Source organism: Phycicoccus sp. HDW14, assembly GCF_011383005.1.
Taxonomy (GTDB): domain Bacteria; phylum Actinomycetota; class Actinomycetes; order Actinomycetales; family Dermatophilaceae; genus Phycicoccus.
This window is the reverse complement of the sequence record NZ_CP049935.1, coordinates 48000-64809: the sequence shown is the minus strand read 5'-3', so window position 1 is coordinate 64809 and position 16810 is coordinate 48000. Positions and strand designations below refer to the sequence as shown.

Sequence of the window (16810 nt, the reverse complement as noted above, 5' to 3'; positions counted from 1 at the left end):
CATTCAAGCGGCCACGGGTCGCCCGTGCCTATAGCCCGAAGTGACCATGCGCCCCGGTCCGCTCGTCCCCGGAGGGCTCGACCGGGCTCGGTGCTTTCCCTGATGACGGAGCGCCCCCGCCGGGAGGACGCTGGCACCGGACCGGACGGCCGCCGGACGTCGTGAAGGGAGAGCACCGTGCCAGGACCACGCCACGCGCTGGAGGACGCACTGGCCGCGGGGGTCAGCGAGACCCTGCTCCAGACCCTCGACCTCGACCGCCTGCACACCGACCTGCGCGAGCCACCGAACCGGGACGCCCTGCTCGGGGGCCTGCTGGGTGAACGCTCGGTGGGCGTCGCGCTGTCCGACGACGTCGCGCCCCTGCCCCAGGCGTTCCACCGGCTCGACCCCCCGGGCTTCGGCCGCGACCTCGTCGGCACGCTCGAGGGCAGCTGCACCGGGTACGTCCTGCGGGTGGCGGTGGCCGGTGCTCCCGGCCTGACCCACCAGTCCGGGAGGGCGCGCACCGCCCCCGACGGCGACCTCTACTGGACCGTCGACGCCCGGATGCACGTCGCCAGCGTCAGCAAGCTCGTCACCGCGATGGCCGCCCGCAAGGCGCTGGCCGACACCAACACGCCCGCGGCGACGGAGATCTGGCCCTACCTGCCGTTCTACTGGTCGCGCGGGCCGAGCCTCGACAAGGTCACCTTCGAGATGCTGCTGACGCACCGGTCGGGGTTCTTCAACCCGGTCACCGACCTCGCCGACTACGGCGAGCTCAAGGCCCAGGCCGCTCGCGGTGCGCTCCTCGGCGTCCCGCTCGGCGACGCGACCTACCAGAACGTCAACTTCGGCATGTTCCGCGTCCTCATCCCCGTGCTGACCGGCGCCGTCGACCAGACGCTGACCGTGCCCGGCGGCACCGAGGACGACAACGACCGGCTGTGGGAGGCGCTGACCATCCAGGGCTACCACGACTACGTGCAGGACAACGTCTTCGGCCCGGCGGGCGTGACCGGGGCGGCGACGGCCGGCGCACCGGGCAACGTCCTGGCCTACCGGTGGCCGATGCCCCAGGGCGGCTGGAACTCGGGCGACCTGTCCGCCACGTCCGCGACGACCGGGTGGCACGTGACCGCCCACGAGCTCGTCGGGGTGCTCGACGCCTTCACCGGAGGTGCGATGGTCCCCCGCAAGGACGCCTGGGCGATGCTCGAGCGCGGCTGGGGCGTCGACCGCAGCGGCCGCACCGACGCCGGCCCCTACTTCCTCAAGGCCGGACGCTGGGAGAGCACGACGAACCAGCTCGAGCAGGCGGTCGCCGGCTGGCTCCCCGGCGGGCTGCCGTTCGCCCTGCTCGTGAACTCCAAGGTCGGCAAGGACTCGCCCTCACTCGTCGACGTCGTCGCCTCGGCCGTCCACGCCCACATCGTCCCGCTCTGACCGACCCCGGCGCGACGCCTGCGGATGGGCCGGGGCCAGGGCTTCACAGCGCCCCTCGCCGGGTGGACCATCGACGCGTGGACGACCGTCCGGCTCCCGACGCGACCGAGGCCGCGACGTCGACGACGAGCGCACGGACGATGCCGCGCTGGCTCCGACACGGGCTGTCGTGGGCGTTGGCCGTCGGGCTCCTCGCACTGGCCTGGTTCGACACCAGTGAGCCCGCGACGACACCGGGCCCCGGCGACGACTGGCTGGGCCTGGTGTTCCTCGTCGTGCTCGCCACCGCCGCGCTCGTGGTGGGTCTGGTCACCCTGCTCAGGGACTGGGAGCGCATCGGGCCCGTGCCGGCCCTCTCGCGCAGCGTCGTGCTCTTCGCCCTGCTCCTGGTCTTGCTGACGGCCGCGCTGTCGCTGTCGCGCGAGTGGGGAGTGCACATCCCCGCGTGCCGGGTCGTCGCCGGGGTCGAGCGGTGCGGCGGCGAGGCCACGGCCCGCGAGGTCCTCTCGATGCTCGGCTGGAACGCGGCGGACGTCGTGCCGGCACTCGACATCCCCGCGTCCTTCACGTGGTCGCGACCCGCGCGCTCGGACGACGCCCTCGTCGGGGCCTGCCTCGTGCTCGTCCGGCTGTGGGTCGTGGTCGGTGTACTCGGTGTGCTCCGACGCCTCTGGGACCGGTGGTCCACCCTCGGCCGCCGGGCGGGAGACCAGGAGCCGACACCGTGACCGGTCAGCCGCCGGCGAGTTCGCGGCTGCGCTGGTCGACGCCCATCTCGCCGTAGGGGTAGTCGGTGGCCCCGAGGTCGCTGGCGTCGTCCAGCGCGGCGCGCTCGTCGTCCGACAGCTCGAGGTCCGCGGACGCCAGGTTGGTCCGCAACTGCTCGGTCGTGCGGGCGCCGAGGATGGTCGACGTGACCGCCGGCCGGTCGGTGACCCAGGAGAGCGCGACCTCGGCCATCGACACCCCGCGGGCGTCCGCGACCTGCTGCACGACGTCGATGACGCGCCACGTGCGGTCGCTGCCCCGGCGGTCGTAGGCCTCCATCCCGCGGTTCGGGTCGTCACCGAGCCGGGTGTCGCCGGTGGGCCGCTCGTCGCGGCGGTACTTGCCGGAGAGCCACCCGCCGCCGAGCGGGCTCCAGGGCAGCAGGCCCATCCCGGCGTCGAGGGCGGCGGGCACGACCTCCCACTCGATCTCGCGGACGATGAGGCTGTACTGCGGCTGCTGGGTGACGGGCTGGCGCAGCCCGAGGGCCCGGGCTCGGGGTCGGGCCCGATCAGCTCGAAGTGCACGACGGAGATGGTCACGCCGTCGCCGTCTCACGAGAAGCCCGCGCACGGAACGTCTGCAGGCCCCGCCGGAGGTCTGGCAGGGCTGCCTCTCCGCCCTCCACGAGATCGACCCGTGGCACCCCGGCGGCCTGCGCGCCGCCCTCGAGATCCAAGCGGCGAAGTGGTTCGGGGCGTACGAGCAGGGTGCGTCCGCACCGGGCGCGCGCCGCTCCTCTACCGCTTGACGTCCGCTGCTGTGTCCGCCACCGTCGGGGGACGTGCAGCGACCGAGGGAGGCACCCATGAGTCCCGCCCACGCCACCGCCCAGGGGGAGCGACAGCCGAGGAGGACCGCCACCCCACCTCCCGACACCGCGGGGACGGACGCGGCGGAGGCCCCGGCGGAGCAGCGCCGGACTGCCGACGAGCAGCGCCTCGCGCGCCTGAGACGGGCCCGGCAGGACGTCGGCTGGGCCGCCGACGCACGGCTCGCCGAGGAGCTCACAGCGGCGCGACGGGTCCATCTGCGGGACACGGCCGTCGCGGTGGCCGACATCCTCTCGGACCTGGCCCGCGACGACGACTTCTGGGCCGAGATCGACAGCGCGCAGAACGCCGCCACGCGGCTGTCGGGTGCCAGGCTGTCCGACGTCCAGCAGATCCTCCAGTCCGACCTGACGGCGCTCCTCGACGTCATGGGCTACACCGACCCACCACCCCCGCCCGGCGCGGAGCTCGCCGTCGAGATGCAGGTCGCCTTCCACGCTGTGGTCTTCGGGGCGGACGTCGAGCGCGACGGCCTCGTCGGTCACCGCGTGCAGCACCGGATGCTCGACTACGTCTTCCACCTGCAACGCCTCGTGCGAGAGGTCGACGCCGTGGCACAGGTGGCGTCCGAGGCGGACGGCCGGACGCGCCGGCTGGTGGTCGCGCTGCGCGACGGCGTCCGCGCCATCGGCCCGGCTGCCGTCGCCGCCGGCGTGACGGCGACGCTGTTCCCTCCCGCCGCGGTCGGCGCGGCGGGCGCCCTTGCGGTGGCCGGGGTGGACGCCGGGATGAAGGCCGCCGTGGGGCAGGGGGCCCAGCTCGGCGCCGCCGCGCTCATGGACCAGGCCCTCAACCGCGGACATCGGACGAGCAGCCCGGACGAGGCGTTCGCGACGGTCCTGTGGCCGTTCGTCGGTGCCCTCGACACCGCCTCACTCGTCGTCGAACACCTGCTCTCGGAGCGCACGGACGCCGCCCTGGACGAGACGAGGGCCTACGTCCTCGACGCGATGCACTGGTCGTTCGAGCTGGACCGGGCGATGAGTCGGCAGCCCGGCAGGACGTGGACGCCATCGGCACTCCTCGCCGCCCGTGCCGTCCAGCGTGAACTCGTCGCGCTGCGGGACTGGCTGGACGACGACCCGGACTTCGAGGTGCTCGAGGACATCAGCGACAGGCTCGCCCGCGGCGCCGATCTCTTCTACCGGCGCGTCGCCTGAGTGCCGACGGGACCGCCCGGCGCCGGCTTCTCCATCGCGCGACCGCTCACACCATGTACTGGTCGTGCCGCCGGTAGAACTCGGTCCACTCCTGCGGGGTGAGCTCGCGGCCCGACTGGCGGATCTCCAGCAGCTCGAGGACGCACCGCTCACGCGGGATGCCCGGGGCGAAGAGCGTCAGCACCTCGCGGCCCGTCGGCCACGCGCAGCCCGTGGACGCCGCCGCGCGGCACGTACGCGAGGTCGCCGGCTCCCAGCCCTCGCCACGCCTCCCCGTCCCACAGCTCGAGGCGCCCCGCGAGGACGTAGAAGGACTCCGAGAAGGTCCGGTGCACGTGCGCGGCCACCTCACTGCCCTCGGACATCTCCCCGCGGAACAGCCCGAAGTCCTCCTGCGTCTGCGCACCGAGTGCCACGGCCCGTCCGACGCCCGGCCGGGACAGCTGCTCGTCCTCGGCGACGACGACGGCGCTCACCTCGCCTCGCTCGAGATGGGTCATCGCACCTCCGTGTCGTCGCGCCGCACCGGTACGGATCCACCATGACGCGACGGTGCCCATCTGTCGACTGCCGGCGCTCGCCCCCTGGCGGGCGCTCGACCGTTGACCGCGTTCGACGCCCGTCGGTATCGTCGATCGACTCCCTGGATGGAGGTGGCGCCATGTCATGGTCCGACCCGCAGGTTCGCCGTCGTTTCTGGGTGGAGGTGGGGCTCGCCGCACTGACCGCGGCCCTGGCGCTGCTCACCCTCGTCTCGCGCGAGTGGGTCGAGTGGTTGACCGGCACCGACCCGGACGGCGGGTCCGGCGCCCTGGAGTGGGTGCTCGTCGGCACGCTGGCGGCGGTGTGCGCCGTCAGCGCGGTGGCCGCACGCAGCGAGCTGCACCGCCGACCGGTCACCGGCTGAGGACCTCCCGTGCCGGAGGTCGTCCAGTGGCAGGTGCTCGGACCCGAGGGACCGGTGCAGTCGGGATGGGCGTTCACGCTGCGCTGCACGGTCAACAACCGGTCGCTGCGGTACCGCGAGCGCGAGTACGGCATCAACCTCGACTGGGACAAGGCCGAGGACCTGGGCAACATCTCGTTCCAGACCGTCGACGGGGCGCCCCTCCGGTACGGGGACCTCGTCTCGGTCCTCGTCGCCGACGGGGGACACCTGCGGTACGGGCCCCGTGCGAACGGCATCAACCTCGTCTGGTCGGACGACCCCGTCCACGAGTGGATGGTCGGCGGTGGCGAACCGGGAACGCCTGTGATGCACCGCGACCGGGTCAGCCTCTTCGACGCCGCGCACGGCGACCACCTCGTCTACGCCGCGCGCGACCGCGGTATCAACCTCCGCTGGTGGTCGGACGTCGCGGGAGCCGGTGCGGCGTACCCGCCGCTGCCGATGCCGGCCGCCTACCGCGGTCCCAGCGGCGAGGCCGGGCAGCTCGAGCTCCACGGCGTGATGGGCAAGGTCACCGTGTTCCACGGCGGGACGGCCGACGAGCTCGACTGGAACCTCTACGTGCACCTCGACGAGCCCGACCGCGTGGCGCTGCGCGACCACCTGCGGCAGCACTCCGTGGCGACCGTCGGCGGCAGCGTCGTGCCGATGCCGATCCCCGACGACGAGCCGGCCGAGATCGGCTGCGAGCTCATGGTGCTGGACTGTTACGACAACCAGTTCTTCGACGAGCTGTTCTTCTCCGCCGACGTCACCCAGGCCTTCCGGCTCGAGGGGAGCGCCTGGCAGCTGAGCGTCGAGGCCGGCGAGGCCCAGAACATCAGCGGGTCCTCGCAGCCGGCGGCCACCGCGCTGGCCGGGCACCGGGTATGGGTGCAGGGCCCGCTCGTCAACGACAGCGACCACGTCGTGCGCCTCGAGCTGCACTCGCTCGACTCGATCGCCTACCCCATGACGGCCGACGGCCAGCACGTCGACGCCGAACCGGGGGCGAGGGATGGCCCACGGACACGGTCGTCTGGCGGATCGCCGTCTTCTCGACCTCGTCGATGCACCGCATCGCCGCCTCGGACTACCTGCGGCGCGATCGCAGGACGCGGTGGTACCTGCCCGGGCCGAGGGTGGCCCCCGGCACGATGCTCACGCACACCGCGCAGCCGGTCGGCTTCACCAACGAGGGTGTGCGGCACGACCGTCCGGGGATCCGTCGCCAGACCGACCTCACCTACGAGTCCTACGGCGTGCGCGACCAGGCGGCCCGCATCGCGAAGGACCCCCGCGACGGTGCGGCGAAGCTGCGAGTCGACGTGACGATGGCCGATCCCGGCGCGGACCGCTGGGGCGGGATGTACCTCGTCGACCACACCGTCGGGAGCCGCTCCTGGCACGTCGACCCGGGCACCGTCCTGCACGACGTCACCTCCGACCTCACGCCCTTGGCCTGACGCCGGCGTCACGCACCGGGCCCGGACACGGGGGCTTCCGCCCGGGGCGGCTGCCGCGTCGGGACCGGATGGCCGACGAGGTCGAGGGGCCGGCTCCGGGCCGTCAGCGGTCGAGCAGGCGCGCGACGTGGGCGTTCGTGAACAAGCGGCCGGGGTCGAGGCGGTCGCGGACGGCGCGGTAGTCGTCGAAGCGGGGGTAGAGCTGCTGCAGCCGGTCGGCGCCGAGGGTGTGCACCTTGCCCCAGTGCGGACGCCCCTCGTGCTCGGCGACGATGGCCTCGAACGCCGCGAACAGGCGGCTCGGATCCATCCGGTGGTACTGGTGCACCGCGACGTACGCGTTCTCGCGCTCGTAGGCGGTGGAGAGCCAGATGTCGTCGGCGCCGACGAAGCGCACCTCGACCGGGAACGGCACGGGTGCGCCGGTGCGGTCGAACCAGGCGCGCAGCTCATCGAGCACCGGCACGACGGACGCGCGCGGCACCGCGTACTCGGACTCGACGAAGCGCACCTCGCGCGAGGAGCAGAAGACCTTCCACGAGTCGTCGGCGAACTCGCGGGCGCCGAGGACGTTGGCGCTCAACCGGTTCACGCGCTTCGTGGCCCCGGGCGCTCGGGTCAGGACGCGGTTGACGCCCTCGAACAACCGGTTGGCCAGCAGGTCGTCGTCGAGCCGGGCCCGCCAGGCAGGCAGTGGACCCGGGCCCTCCCCCGGACCGACCCGGTCGTTGCGCTTGAGCAGCACGCGGTCGGTGTGCGGGAACCAGTGCATGTCGACGTGGTCGTGTGCGTCGGCGAGGTCGTGGATGCGGCCCAGCACGTCGCTGAACGCCTCCCCCGACTCGCGCGCGTGCAGCCGGAACGCCGGGACGCACTGCAGCTCGACCTCGACGACGACCCCGAGCGCCCCCAGCCCGACCCGCGCCGCCTCGAAGACGTCCGGCGACTCGTCGGCCGCGCAGCGCAAGACCGACCCGTCCGCCGTCACGAGGGTCAGCCCGCACACCGCCGCCGCGATGCCCTGGAGCCGGACCCCCGTGCCGTGCGTGCCGGTGGCGACGGCCCCGCTGATGGTCTGCCGGTCGATGTCGCCGAGGTTCGGCAGCGCGAGCCCGAGGGCCTGGAGTGCCGGGTTCAGCTGGTGCAGAGGCGTTCCCGCGGCAACGCGCACCCGCATCCGCTCGCGGTCGACGTGCAGCACGCCGCGCAGGCCGTCGATGCGCAGCAGCACCCCGTCGGTGGCGACGAGCGGCGTGAACGAGTGCCCGGTGCCGGCGACCCGCAACCGCAGACCGCGCGAGGCAGCCGACCGCACCGCCCCGATGACGCCGTCGACGGTCGCGACGTCGGTGACCACCGCCGGGTGGGCCACGACGTTCCCGCCCCAGTTCCGCCAGGTGGCGCCGGCAGCGGTGCTCATCCCCAGTTCCTTCCCTCGCCGCGGTACGTCGGCACGGTGTCGACGAGCTCGCCGCTGCGCACGAGGTGCAGCGCGTCGAAGCGCTCGAGCAGCTCGCCGGCCTTGGCCCCGCGCATCCACACCCGGTCGCCGACGGCCAGCCCGTCGACGTCGCCCGACACCGGCGTCTGCACCTCGCCGGCCGCCTCGCTCTTGAGCAGCGACCACCCGCGCCGCACCGGCGACGGCACGCGCGACCACCCCGGCTCCCCGCTCGCCACGTACCCGCCCCGAACGCCGTGACGATGCCCCGCGCCGGCCGGCGCACGACCGGCAGGGCGTAGGCCATCGCCGGGCGCGGTGAGAAGTCGTCGTAGCCGTCGAACAGCGTCGACGCGTAGAGCCCCGACCCCGCGGCCAGCTCGGTGACGACCGAGTCGGCGCCGAACGTGTGCAGGCTCCCCGTGCCGCCACCGTTGACGAAGCGCAGGTCCGCCTCTGTCCGAACCGCATCCACGACGGCCGCCCGCCGTTCGAGCAGGTCGGCCACCGAGCGCTTCTTGAGCAGCCGCACCGGCGGCGAGTCCGGCAGGCCGGCGATCTGGGCGTCGTAGAACATCACGCCGCGCACGTCGAGCCCGACCCCGAGCGCCGCGCGCACCACGGCCAGCGCCTCGGCCGGCGTGCGCGTGGGCGAGCGTCGCACCCCGAGGTGGGCCCGGCCGACCCGCACCGACGCGTCGACGTCGAGGGCCACCCCGAGGCCGCGCACGCCGTCGCCCAGCTCGTCGCGCAGGAAGCGCACGTGCTCGACGGAGTCGACGGTCACGGTGACCTCGCGGCGCAGGTCCGCGTCGGCGGCGACCCGCCGCAGCGACGGCACGTCGGCCGACGGGTAGGCGACGAACAGGTCGCGCACGCCGGCCTCGGCCAGCCACACCGCCTCGCCGACGGCGTAGGCCATCACGCCCGAGAACCTCGGCCGGGACAGCACGTCCGACAGGACCCAGCGGCAGCGCAGCGACTTCGAGGCCACCCGGATGGGCCGTCCGGCCGCGCGCCGGACGAGGTCGGCCGCGTTGGCCTCGTACGCGTCGAGGTCGAGGACGACGAGGGGGGCCGGCAGGCCCGACACGGCGGCGTCCCAGCCGGCGGTCACGGCGTCGGAGACGTGTTCCACAGCCCGACCCTAGTGCGACGATGGCCCGGTGACCGAGGACCTCGAGGAGTTCGTCGGGGACCGCGGGCGTGGGCCCCGCACCCTCCCCCACCGCGCCTGGCTCGTCGCCGCCGTGACCCTGGCCGCCCTCGTCGCCGCCGCGGCCTTCCGCTCCTCCACCGGCGTCCTCCTCGAGCCCGTCGAGAACGAGTTCGGGTGGTCGCGCGCCACCACGTCCGGCGCGGTCAGCCTCAACCTCGTCCTCTACGGCCTGACCGCCCCGTTCGCCGCGGCCTTCATGGAGCGCTTCGGGGTGCGCCGCACGGTCGCCATCGCCCTCGTCGTCGTCGGGCTGGCCAGCGGGGCGACGACGATGATGACCGCCGCCTGGCAGCTCTGGCTGCTCTGGGGCGTCTTCATCGGCATCGGGACGGGCGCGATGGCCCTCGTCCTCGGCGCCGTCGTCGCCAACCGGTGGTTCGAGACCCACCGCGGCCTCGTCACCGGCCTGTTCTCGGCGGCCAACGCCACCGGGCAGCTGCTCTTCCTGCCCGTCATCGCCCGCGCCGCCGCCGGGCCCGGATGGCGCTGGGCGGCAGGCATCGTCGCGGTGCTGGCGCTGCTCGTCGCGGTCCTCGTCTCAATCCTGCTCGTCGACCACCCGCGCGACCGCGGCCTGCTCCCGTACGGCGCCCACCCGGACACTCCACCGGCCGTCGCCGCCGCCCCCACCGAGTCACCCGCCCGTCGCGCGATCAGCACCCTCGCCCGCGCCTCGCGCAGCTGGCCGTTCTGGGCGCTCGTCCTGACGTTCTGGGTCTGCGGCTGGTCGACGAACGGCATCATCCAGACCCACTTCGTCCCCGCCGCCCACGACCACGGGATGCCCGCCACGACCGCCGCCGGCCTGCTCGCCGTCGTCGGCCTCTTCGACATCGCCGGGACGGTCGGGTCCGGGTGGCTCACCGACCGGGTCGACCCCCGCCTCCTCCTCGCCGGCTACTACCTCGGGCGCGGGCTGTCGCTGCTGGCCCTGGACGCCGTGCTCGCACCGGGCGTCGAGCCGGGGATGTGGGTGTTCATCGTCTTCTACGGCCTCGACTGGGTCGCCACCGTTCCTCCGACGGTCGCGTTGTGCCGCACGCACTTCGGGCTCGAGGACTCCGGCGTCGTCTTCGGCTGGGTGTTCGCGTCGCACATGGTCGGGGCCGGGGTCGGAGCGAGCGTCGCCGGCTGGGTCCGCACCGCGCAGGGCGACTACCACTGGGCGTGGCTCGGGGCCGCGGTGCTGTGCTTCGCCGCGGTGGCCATCGCGCTGGCCATCCCGAAGCAGCGGGTCGAGCAGCAGGAGCCGGTGCTCACCCCGCTGTCCTGAGCGCCGACCGCTCGGGTTGCGCCTCGCCGCAAGGTGGCTAGCCGCGTGGCCAACGGCCGCACCGGCCCGGAACTTCGTCCGGGACACCTCCACCGGGGTGAACGGTTAACTCCGCTCGGACGCGCTGAACTACCGGTTCGAGGTGGCCGGGCCCATCCCCCACTGCTGAACCTCGCGGCCGGGCAGCCATCGCCCGAGTCGAGTGCGCCGGCGGTCGCTGGGGCGACCACGTCCGCACTCGACTCGGAGCGGGGTCAGCCGACTCGGGTGACGACTCCCGTGGCCAGGGCGTGCAGCGCGTCGCGGGCATCGCTCGGGGCAGCACGTCGAGCACCGACTGGGCCCGGGTCGCCACGGCGAACGTGTGCTCGCGGGCCCGCTCCATCGCCGGGTGCGCCCGCAGCAGCGTCAGCGCCTCCTCGAGCTCGGCGTCGCCGGACAGGTCGCCGGTGAGCAGGCCCTGCAGCCGCGCGTCCCGGGGTCGGAGGACTCGAGCACGAAGAGCACCGGCAGGGTGCGCTTGCCCTCGCGCAGGTCGGTGCCGGGGGTCTTGCCCGTCTCGTCGGCCTCGGAGGCGATGTCGATGAGGTCGTCGGCCAGCTGGAAGGCCATGCCGAGCCGCTCGCCGTACTCGCGCATCGTCTCGACGACCTCGGACGGACAGCCGCCGAACATCGCGCCGTAGCGGGCGGCGGTGGCGATGAGGACGCCGGTCTTGTCCTCGAGGACCCGCAGGTAGTACTCGACCGGGTCCTGGCCCTCGGGGCACGGCCGGTCGTCGCGGATCTGCCCCGCGCACAGCCGCACGAAGGTCTGGGCCTGGATCTTCACGGCCTCGGGGCCGAGGTCGGCGACGATGTCGGACGCCGTGCCGAACAGCAGGTCGCCGACGAGGATCGCGGTCGAGTTGTCGTACAACGCGTTCGCCGACGGAGCACCACGCCGCACGTCGGCCTCGTCCATGACGTCGTCGTGGTACAGCGACGCCAGGTGGGTGAGCTCGACCCCGGCCGCGGCCGCCACCACCGAGGAGGACGCCCCCGACCCCAGCTCGGAGGCCAGCAGCGTGAGCAGCGGACGGAACCGCTTGCCGCCGGCCGCCGTGAGGTGCGACGAGGCCTGGGCGATGAACGGGTCGTCGTGGTCGACCCGGGCGGCGATGAGCGCCTCGACCCGGGCCAGCCCGTCACCCAGCCGGCCGCGCAGGTCGTCGCTGGCCCCGGGCAGCGCGAGGACGGACGGCGTGCCGCGCTGCGCCGTGTCGCCGCCCACCCCGCTCACTGGAGGAACTGGGACGCGTTGCCCGCGAGCTGGAGGATGGCCGCCGGGGCGACACCGGCCACGAGCGTGACGATGACGCCGAGGCTGATGGCGATCGTCGAGGGCACCGACGGCTGGAGCGCGACGACGCCGTCGACCGGGTCGGAGAAGTACATGAGCACGATGAGCCGGAAGTAGACGAACGCGGTGACCGCCGAGGCGAGCACACCGACGACGACGAGCACGACGCCCGTGGTGCCGGAGTCGAGGGCCGGCGCGAAGGCCGCGAACTTCGCCGTGAAGCCGGAGGTCAGCGGGATGCCCGCGAAGGCCAGCAGCAGGAAGGCGAAGACGCCCGCGACGACGGGGTGGCGGCGACCGAGGCCGGCCCACTGCGACAGGTGCGAGGCCTCGGAACCGTCCTGGCGGACCATCGTGACGATGGCGAAGGCCGCGATGGTCGTCGCGCCGTAGGCCAGCAGGTAGAACATCACACCACCGACGGCCGCCCGCGAGAACGCGAGGACGCCGACGAGGATGAAGCCCGCGTGCGCCACCGACGAGTAGGCGAGCAGCCGCTTGACGTCGGTCTGGGTGACCGAGAGGACGGCACCGACGACCATCGTGAGGATCGCGATGACGGCCACGCCGATCTGCCAGTCCCAGCGGTTGGCGCCGACGCCGACGTAGGTGAGCCGCAGGATCGCGCCGAACGCGGCGAGCTTCGTGCAGGCGGCCATGAAGCCGGTGACCGGGGTCGGGGCGCCCTGGTAGGCGTCCGGGGTCCACTGGTGGAACGGCACCGCGCCGACCTTGAAGAGCAGCCCGACGAGGGTGAGCACGACACCCGGCAGCAGCAGGCCGTCGAGGTCGCCGTTGCCCGTCGTGATGGCCTCGGCGATGGCCTTGAGGTCCGAGGAGCCGGCGTAGCCGAAGAGCAGCGCCGCCCCGAAGAGGAAGAACGCGCTCGAGAACGCCCCGAGGAGGAAGTACTTGAGGGCCGCCTCCTGCGAGAGCAGCCGGCGCCGCCGGGCCAGGCCGGTCATCACGTACAGCGGCAGCGAGAGGACCTCGAGCCCGACGAAGAGGGTGATGAGGTCGTTGGCGCTGACGAAGATCAGCATCCCGAAGACCGCGAAGAGGGTCAGCGGGAAGACCTCGGAGGTGGCGTAGCCCGCACGGGTGGCCACGGCCTCCTGGGTCGAGCCCGGGGTCGAGGCACCCATCGGGGTGAAGGCGTCGGAGCCGACCCCCCGAAGCGCTCGGCCATGACGAGCACGCCGATGACGGCCAGCAGCAGCAGCGTGCCCTGGAGGAAGAGCGCGACGCCGTCGATGGCGACCGACCCACCGAGGGTGACCGACTGGTGGCCCCGGCTCCACAGCACGAGGACGACGAGCGCGACGACCAGCGTGCCGCACGTCAGCCCGACCTGGAGGACGTGGCGGCGGGCGCGCGGCGCGAAGGCCTCGACGAGCACGCCGACGAGGGCGCCCGCGACGACGAGGAACATCGGCATGACCGCGGCGTAGTCGATCGAGACCTGCTGGAACGCGGCGGGCATCGCGGCGGGCATCACTGGGCACTCCCGGAGGCTTCGGCCGGCACGGGGTCGGAGACGCCGATGATCTGCAGCGTCTTGTCCACGGCCGGGTTGATGAGGTCGAGGACCGGCTTGGGGTAGAAGCCGAGCACGACGAACGAGAGGATGATCGGCGCGACGACCCAGCGCTCGCGCAGGGACAGGTCGCGCGGCGGTGCCTCACCCTCGGGGAACGCGGGCTTCGGCCCGGTCATCACCTTCTGGTACATGAGCAGGATGTAGAGCGCCGCGAGCACGATGCCGAGGGCCGCGATCACCGCCGCCACCTTGTAGCGCTGGAAGGTGCCCTGCAGGACGAGGAACTCCGACACGAAGCTCGACAGCCCGGGCAGGGCCAGCGAGGACAGGCCCGCGACGAGGAAGGTGCCCGCGAGCACCGGGGTGACCCGCTGCCAGCCGCCGTAGTCGGGGATCATCTTGCTGCCGTGGCGGGTCACCAGGAACCCGGCGAGCAGGAAGAGCCCGGCGGTCGAGAACCCGTGGTTGACCATGTAGAGGGTCGAGCCGGCGCCGCCGACGCTCGTCATCGCGAAGATGCCGAGGACGATGAAGCCGAAGTGGCTGATCGAGGTGAAGGCGATGAGCCGCATCATGTCCTTCTGGCCGATGGCCAGCAAGGCTCCGTAGATCACCGAGATGACGGCGAGCGTGATGACGACCGGGGTCGCCCACTGCGAGGCCTCCGGGAAGAGCTGGAGGCAGAAGCGGATCATCCCGTAGGTGCCGACCTTGTCGAGGACACCGACGAGCAGCACGGCCGTCGCCGGGCGCGACTCGGTGGCGGCGTCGGGCAGCCACGTGTGCACCGGCCACATCGGGGCCTTGACCGCGAAGGCGATGAAGAAGCCGACGAACATCCAGCGCAGCGCGACGGTGGAGCCGTCGAGGTTGCCGATGAGCTTCTCGACAAGGAAGCCCTGGTCGCCGCCGGGGCCGACGAAGTACACGGCGATGACCGAGACGAGCATGATCAGCCCGCCGGCCAGCGAGAAGAGGAGGAACTTCATCGCCGCGTACTGGCGACGGCCGCCGCCGTAGAGCCCGATGAGGAAGTACACCGGGATGAGCATCGCCTCGAAGAAGACGTAGAACAGGAAGACGTCGGTGGCCGCGAAGACGCCGACCATGAAGGCCTCGAGGACGAGCATCAGCGCGAAGTAGCGCTTCAGCCGGCCGGTGTCGGCCTCGTCGACGTCGTTCCACGCGGCGAGCAGGCAGACCGGCACGAGGATCGTGGCCATGACGATGAGGGCGAGGGCGATGCCGTCGACCCCGACCGCGTACGAGACGCCGAACTGCGGGATCCAGGAGTGGGTCTCGGTGAGCTGGAAGAGCCGGTCCGAGCCGCTGTCGAAGGCCACCCACCCGGCGACGGCCAGGGCGAGGGTGACGAGCGAGGCCCCCAGCGCCACCGGCCGGACCAGCCGCGCCGAGCCCGCGGGCAGCGCCGCGACGACGACCGCGCCGAGGACCGGCACGACCATCATGAGCGTGAGCAGGGGCAGGGAGTTCACTGGATCACCCACAGAGCACCGAGGACGGCGACGACGCCGGTGAGCATCGTCAGGGCATACGACCGGGCGTACCCGGTCTGGAGGCGACGCAGCCTCGAGGACAACCCACCGACCAGTGCCGCGAGGCCGCCGGCGGCGCCGTCGACCCCCTTGGCGTCGGCGAAGACCAGCACCCGGGTGAGGTGGTTGCCGGGACGCATGAACAGGCCCTCGTTGACGGCGTCCTGGTAGAGGTCGACGCGGGCGGCGCGGGTGAGCACCGAGCCGCGCGGGGCGACCTCGGGCACGTCGTCGCGCCAGTACTGCCGCCAGGCGAGGAAGACGCCGAGCGCCACGAGGAGCAGCGTGATGATCATCAGCGGGTACTTGCCGAGCGGTCCGTGCTCCTCGGCGTGCTCACCGACCACGGGGGCCAGCCAGGTGACGATCGGCTTCTCGGCCGAGAACGGCCAGGCCAGGACCAGGCCGAGCAGGGCCGAGCCGACCGCCAGCACGCCCATCGGGACGGTCATGAGGCGCGGCGACTCGTGCGGGTGCACGTCGTCGGTCCAGCGCTTCTCGCCCTGGAAGGTCATGAAGAACAGGCGCGACATGTAGAACGCGGTGATGCCTGCGCCGATGAGCGCCGCGCCACCGAGGACCCAGCCGCGCCAGCCCTCGCCGGCGAAGGCCGCCTCGATGATCGAGTCCTTGGACCAGAAGCCCGAGAACGGCGGCACACCGAGGATGGCCAGCCAGCCGAGGCCGAAGGTGACCCAGGTGATCTTCAGGGCACCCGACAGCCCACCGAAGCGGCGCATGTTCACCTGGTCGTCCATGCCGTGCATGACCGACCCGGCGCCGAGGAACATCCCGGCCTTGAAGAAGCCGTGCGTCAGCAGGTGGAAGATCGCGAAGGCGTACCCGGCCGGGCCGAGGCCCGCGGCGAGCATCATGTAGCCGATCTGGCTCATCGTCGAGGCCGCGAGGGCCTTCTTGATGTCGTCCTTCGCGCAGCCGACGACGGCCCCGAAGAGCAGCGTGATCGCGCCGACGATGGCCACGGCCAGGGCGGCGTTCGGGGCGGCGTCGAAGATGACGTGCGAGCGGACGACGAGGTAGACGCCGGCGGTGACCATCGTCGCCGCGTGGATGAGCGCGGAGACCGGGGTCGGGCCGGCCATGGCGTCACCGAGCCAGGACTGCAGCGGGAACTGGGCGGACTTGCCGCACGCGCCGACGAGCAGCAGCAGCCCGATCGCGGTGAGCGTGGCCTGGTTCGCACCGGCGACGCCCTCGTTGACCGTCGCGTAGTCGACGCCGCCGAAGGTGACGAACATCGTCATGATCGCGATGGACAGGCCGAGGTCGCCGACGCGGTTGACGAAGAACGCCTTGTTCGCGGCGGTGGCGTAGGCCGGGTTGTGGTTCCAGAACCCGATGAGCAGGTAGGACGCGAGGCCGACGCCCTCCCAGCCGACGAAGAGCAGGAGGTAGCTGTCGGCGAGGACGAGCAGGAGCATCGCCGCGACGAAGAGGTTGAGGTAGGCGAAGAAGCGCCGCTTGTCGGGGTCGTGCTCCATGTACCCGAGCGAGTACACGTGGATGAGCGACCCGACGAAGGTGATGAGCAGGACGAAGGCGATCGACAGCGGGTCGACGAGCATCCCGAGGTCGAGCTGGAAGCTCCCGGCGGGCACCCAGTTCCACAGCGTCAGGTGGTGACCGCGGTCGGCGCCGTCCTGGCCGAGCAGCTGCAGCACGATGGCCGCGCCCACGACGAAGCTGCCCCAGGACAGCCCGGTGGCCAGCAGCGGCCCGACCTTGTCGGTGCGTCGCCCGCCGAGGAGGAGGACGGCCGCCCCGAGGAGGGGCAGCGCGACGAGCAGCCACGCGAGCGAGGCCATGCCGCTCGCGGCGCCCGCGGTCATCGCGTCG

General features: G+C 72.8%; 15 protein-coding genes and 3 pseudogenes. 7 read left to right on the top strand and 11 right to left on the bottom strand.

Going from position 1 to position 16810, the window contains the following annotated elements; genetic code table 11:
- The first annotated feature begins 177 nt into the window (after positions 1 to 177).
- Both G7075_RS00375 and G7075_RS00370 read left to right on the top strand, forming a co-directional pair.
- Positions 178 to 1428, top strand: a complete 1251-nt coding sequence (locus tag G7075_RS00375) for a serine hydrolase domain-containing protein (RefSeq protein WP_166117863.1) — start codon at positions 178 to 180, stop codon at positions 1426 to 1428.
- Between the two features lie 77 nt (positions 1429 to 1505).
- On the top strand, positions 1506 to 2156 hold the full coding sequence (locus tag G7075_RS00370; RefSeq protein WP_166117862.1) for a hypothetical protein: 651 nt from the start codon (positions 1506 to 1508) through the stop codon (positions 2154 to 2156).
- A gap of 4 nt (positions 2157 to 2160) precedes the next feature.
- On the opposite strand, the pseudogene G7075_RS20510 reads toward G7075_RS00370, so the two are convergent.
- Positions 2161 to 2691 (bottom strand): annotated as a pseudogene (locus G7075_RS20510) (aldo/keto reductase); the annotation flags it as partial.
- A 313-nt stretch (positions 2692 to 3004) separates the two neighbouring features.
- Between G7075_RS20510 and G7075_RS00360 the strand changes: the two are divergent.
- Complete coding sequence (locus tag G7075_RS00360) at positions 3005 to 4189, top strand: hypothetical protein (RefSeq protein WP_166117860.1); 1185 nt, start codon at positions 3005 to 3007, stop codon at positions 4187 to 4189.
- A gap of 46 nt (positions 4190 to 4235) precedes the next feature.
- Here the strand turns inward: G7075_RS00360 and G7075_RS00355 are convergent, their stop codons facing one another.
- Positions 4236 to 4373 (bottom strand): hypothetical protein, encoded by a 138-nt coding sequence (locus G7075_RS00355; protein WP_166117859.1) that lies wholly within the window; start codon positions 4371 to 4373, stop codon positions 4236 to 4238.
- Positions 4339 to 4689, bottom strand: coding sequence for a cupin domain-containing protein (locus tag G7075_RS00350; RefSeq protein WP_166117858.1), 351 nt, complete (start codon positions 4687 to 4689; stop codon positions 4339 to 4341). Before G7075_RS00350 ends, G7075_RS00355 begins: the two co-directional genes overlap by 35 nt.
- Before the next feature lie 200 nt (positions 4690 to 4889).
- On the opposite strand from G7075_RS00350, the gene G7075_RS00345 reads away from it, so the two are divergent.
- The 3 genes from G7075_RS00345 to G7075_RS21895 are packed head-to-tail and all read left to right on the top strand — an operon-like array spanning position 4890 to position 6583.
- Positions 4890 to 5096, top strand: coding sequence for a hypothetical protein (locus G7075_RS00345; RefSeq protein WP_205860583.1), 207 nt, complete (start codon positions 4890 to 4892; stop codon positions 5094 to 5096).
- A gap of 9 nt (positions 5097 to 5105) precedes the next feature.
- Positions 5106 to 6449, top strand: a complete 1344-nt coding sequence (locus G7075_RS00340) for a hypothetical protein (RefSeq protein ID WP_166117857.1) — start codon at positions 5106 to 5108, stop codon at positions 6447 to 6449.
- A gap of 2 nt (positions 6450 to 6451) precedes the next feature.
- A complete protein-coding gene (locus G7075_RS21895) occupies positions 6452 to 6583 on the top strand; it encodes a hypothetical protein (RefSeq protein WP_256378046.1) in 132 nt (43 codons plus the stop codon).
- A 103-nt stretch (positions 6584 to 6686) separates the two neighbouring features.
- On the opposite strand, the gene G7075_RS00335 is transcribed toward G7075_RS21895, so the two are convergent.
- The 3 genes and pseudogenes from G7075_RS00335 to G7075_RS22305 form a co-directional block, all read right to left on the bottom strand.
- Positions 6687 to 8003, bottom strand: a complete 1317-nt coding sequence (locus tag G7075_RS00335; RefSeq protein WP_166117856.1) for a D-arabinono-1,4-lactone oxidase — start codon at positions 8001 to 8003, stop codon at positions 6687 to 6689.
- On the bottom strand, positions 8000 to 8233 hold the full coding sequence (locus G7075_RS22310; protein ID WP_371814139.1) for a hypothetical protein: 234 nt from the start codon (positions 8231 to 8233) through the stop codon (positions 8000 to 8002). Before G7075_RS22310 ends, G7075_RS00335 begins: the two co-directional genes overlap by 4 nt.
- Before the next feature lie 206 nt (positions 8234 to 8439).
- Positions 8440 to 9117 (bottom strand): annotated as a pseudogene (locus G7075_RS22305) (alanine racemase); the annotation flags it as partial.
- 73 nt (positions 9118 to 9190) lie between these two features.
- On the opposite strand from G7075_RS22305, the gene G7075_RS00325 reads away from it, so the two are divergent.
- Positions 9191 to 10516: an MFS transporter gene (locus G7075_RS00325; protein WP_166117855.1), complete on the top strand. Its 1326-nt coding sequence runs from the start codon at positions 9191 to 9193 to the stop codon at positions 10514 to 10516.
- 254 nt (positions 10517 to 10770) lie between these two features.
- On the opposite strand, the pseudogene G7075_RS00320 reads toward G7075_RS00325, so the two are convergent.
- From G7075_RS00320 to nuoL, 5 genes and pseudogenes are all read right to left on the bottom strand, one after another.
- Positions 10771 to 11797 (bottom strand): annotated as a pseudogene (locus G7075_RS00320) (polyprenyl synthetase family protein).
- Positions 11794 to 13002, bottom strand: coding sequence for an NADH-quinone oxidoreductase subunit NuoN (gene nuoN, locus G7075_RS00315; protein ID WP_371814138.1), 1209 nt, complete (start codon positions 13000 to 13002; stop codon positions 11794 to 11796). Before nuoN ends, G7075_RS00320 begins: the two are co-directional and overlap by 4 nt.
- Positions 12921 to 13340 (bottom strand): hypothetical protein, encoded by a 420-nt coding sequence (locus G7075_RS22300; protein ID WP_371814137.1) that lies wholly within the window; start codon positions 13338 to 13340, stop codon positions 12921 to 12923. The genes nuoN and G7075_RS22300 overlap by 82 nt, the downstream gene beginning before the upstream one ends.
- Positions 13341 to 13351: 11 nt before the next feature.
- Entirely contained in the window at positions 13352 to 14893 is a 1542-nt protein-coding gene (locus tag G7075_RS00310) for an NADH-quinone oxidoreductase subunit M (RefSeq protein ID WP_166117854.1), read from the bottom strand.
- Complete coding sequence (nuoL, locus tag G7075_RS00305; protein ID WP_166124144.1) at positions 14890 to 16803, bottom strand: NADH-quinone oxidoreductase subunit L; 1914 nt, start codon at positions 16801 to 16803, stop codon at positions 14890 to 14892. Before nuoL ends, G7075_RS00310 begins: the two co-directional genes overlap by 4 nt.
- Positions 16804 to 16810 lie beyond the last annotated feature (7 nt).

What these genes read in the sequence shown, in the direction of transcription:
- G7075_RS00360 (WP_166117860.1), top strand. Translation starts at nt 3,005, where the DNA reads ATGAGTCCCGCCCACGCCACCGCCCAGGGGGAGCGACAGCCGAGGAGG.
- G7075_RS00350 (WP_166117858.1), bottom strand. Translation starts at nt 4,689, where the DNA reads ATGACCCATCTCGAGCGAGGCGAGGTGAGCGCCGTCGTCGTCGCCGAG.
- G7075_RS21895 (WP_256378046.1), top strand. Translation starts at nt 6,452, where the DNA reads ATGGCCGATCCCGGCGCGGACCGCTGGGGCGGGATGTACCTCGTCGAC.
- G7075_RS00335 (WP_166117856.1), bottom strand. Translation starts at nt 8,003, where the DNA reads ATGAGCACCGCTGCCGGCGCCACCTGGCGGAACTGGGGCGGGAACGTC.
- nuoN (WP_371814138.1), bottom strand. Translation starts at nt 13,002, where the DNA reads ATGGGTGCCTCGACCCCGGGCTCGACCCAGGAGGCCGTGGCCACCCGT.
- G7075_RS22300 (WP_371814137.1), bottom strand. Translation starts at nt 13,340, where the DNA reads ATGCCCGCCGCGTTCCAGCAGGTCTCGATCGACTACGCCGCGGTCATG.
- nuoL (WP_166124144.1), bottom strand. Translation starts at nt 16,803, where the DNA reads ATGACCGCGGGCGCCGCGAGCGGCATGGCCTCGCTCGCGTGGCTGCTC.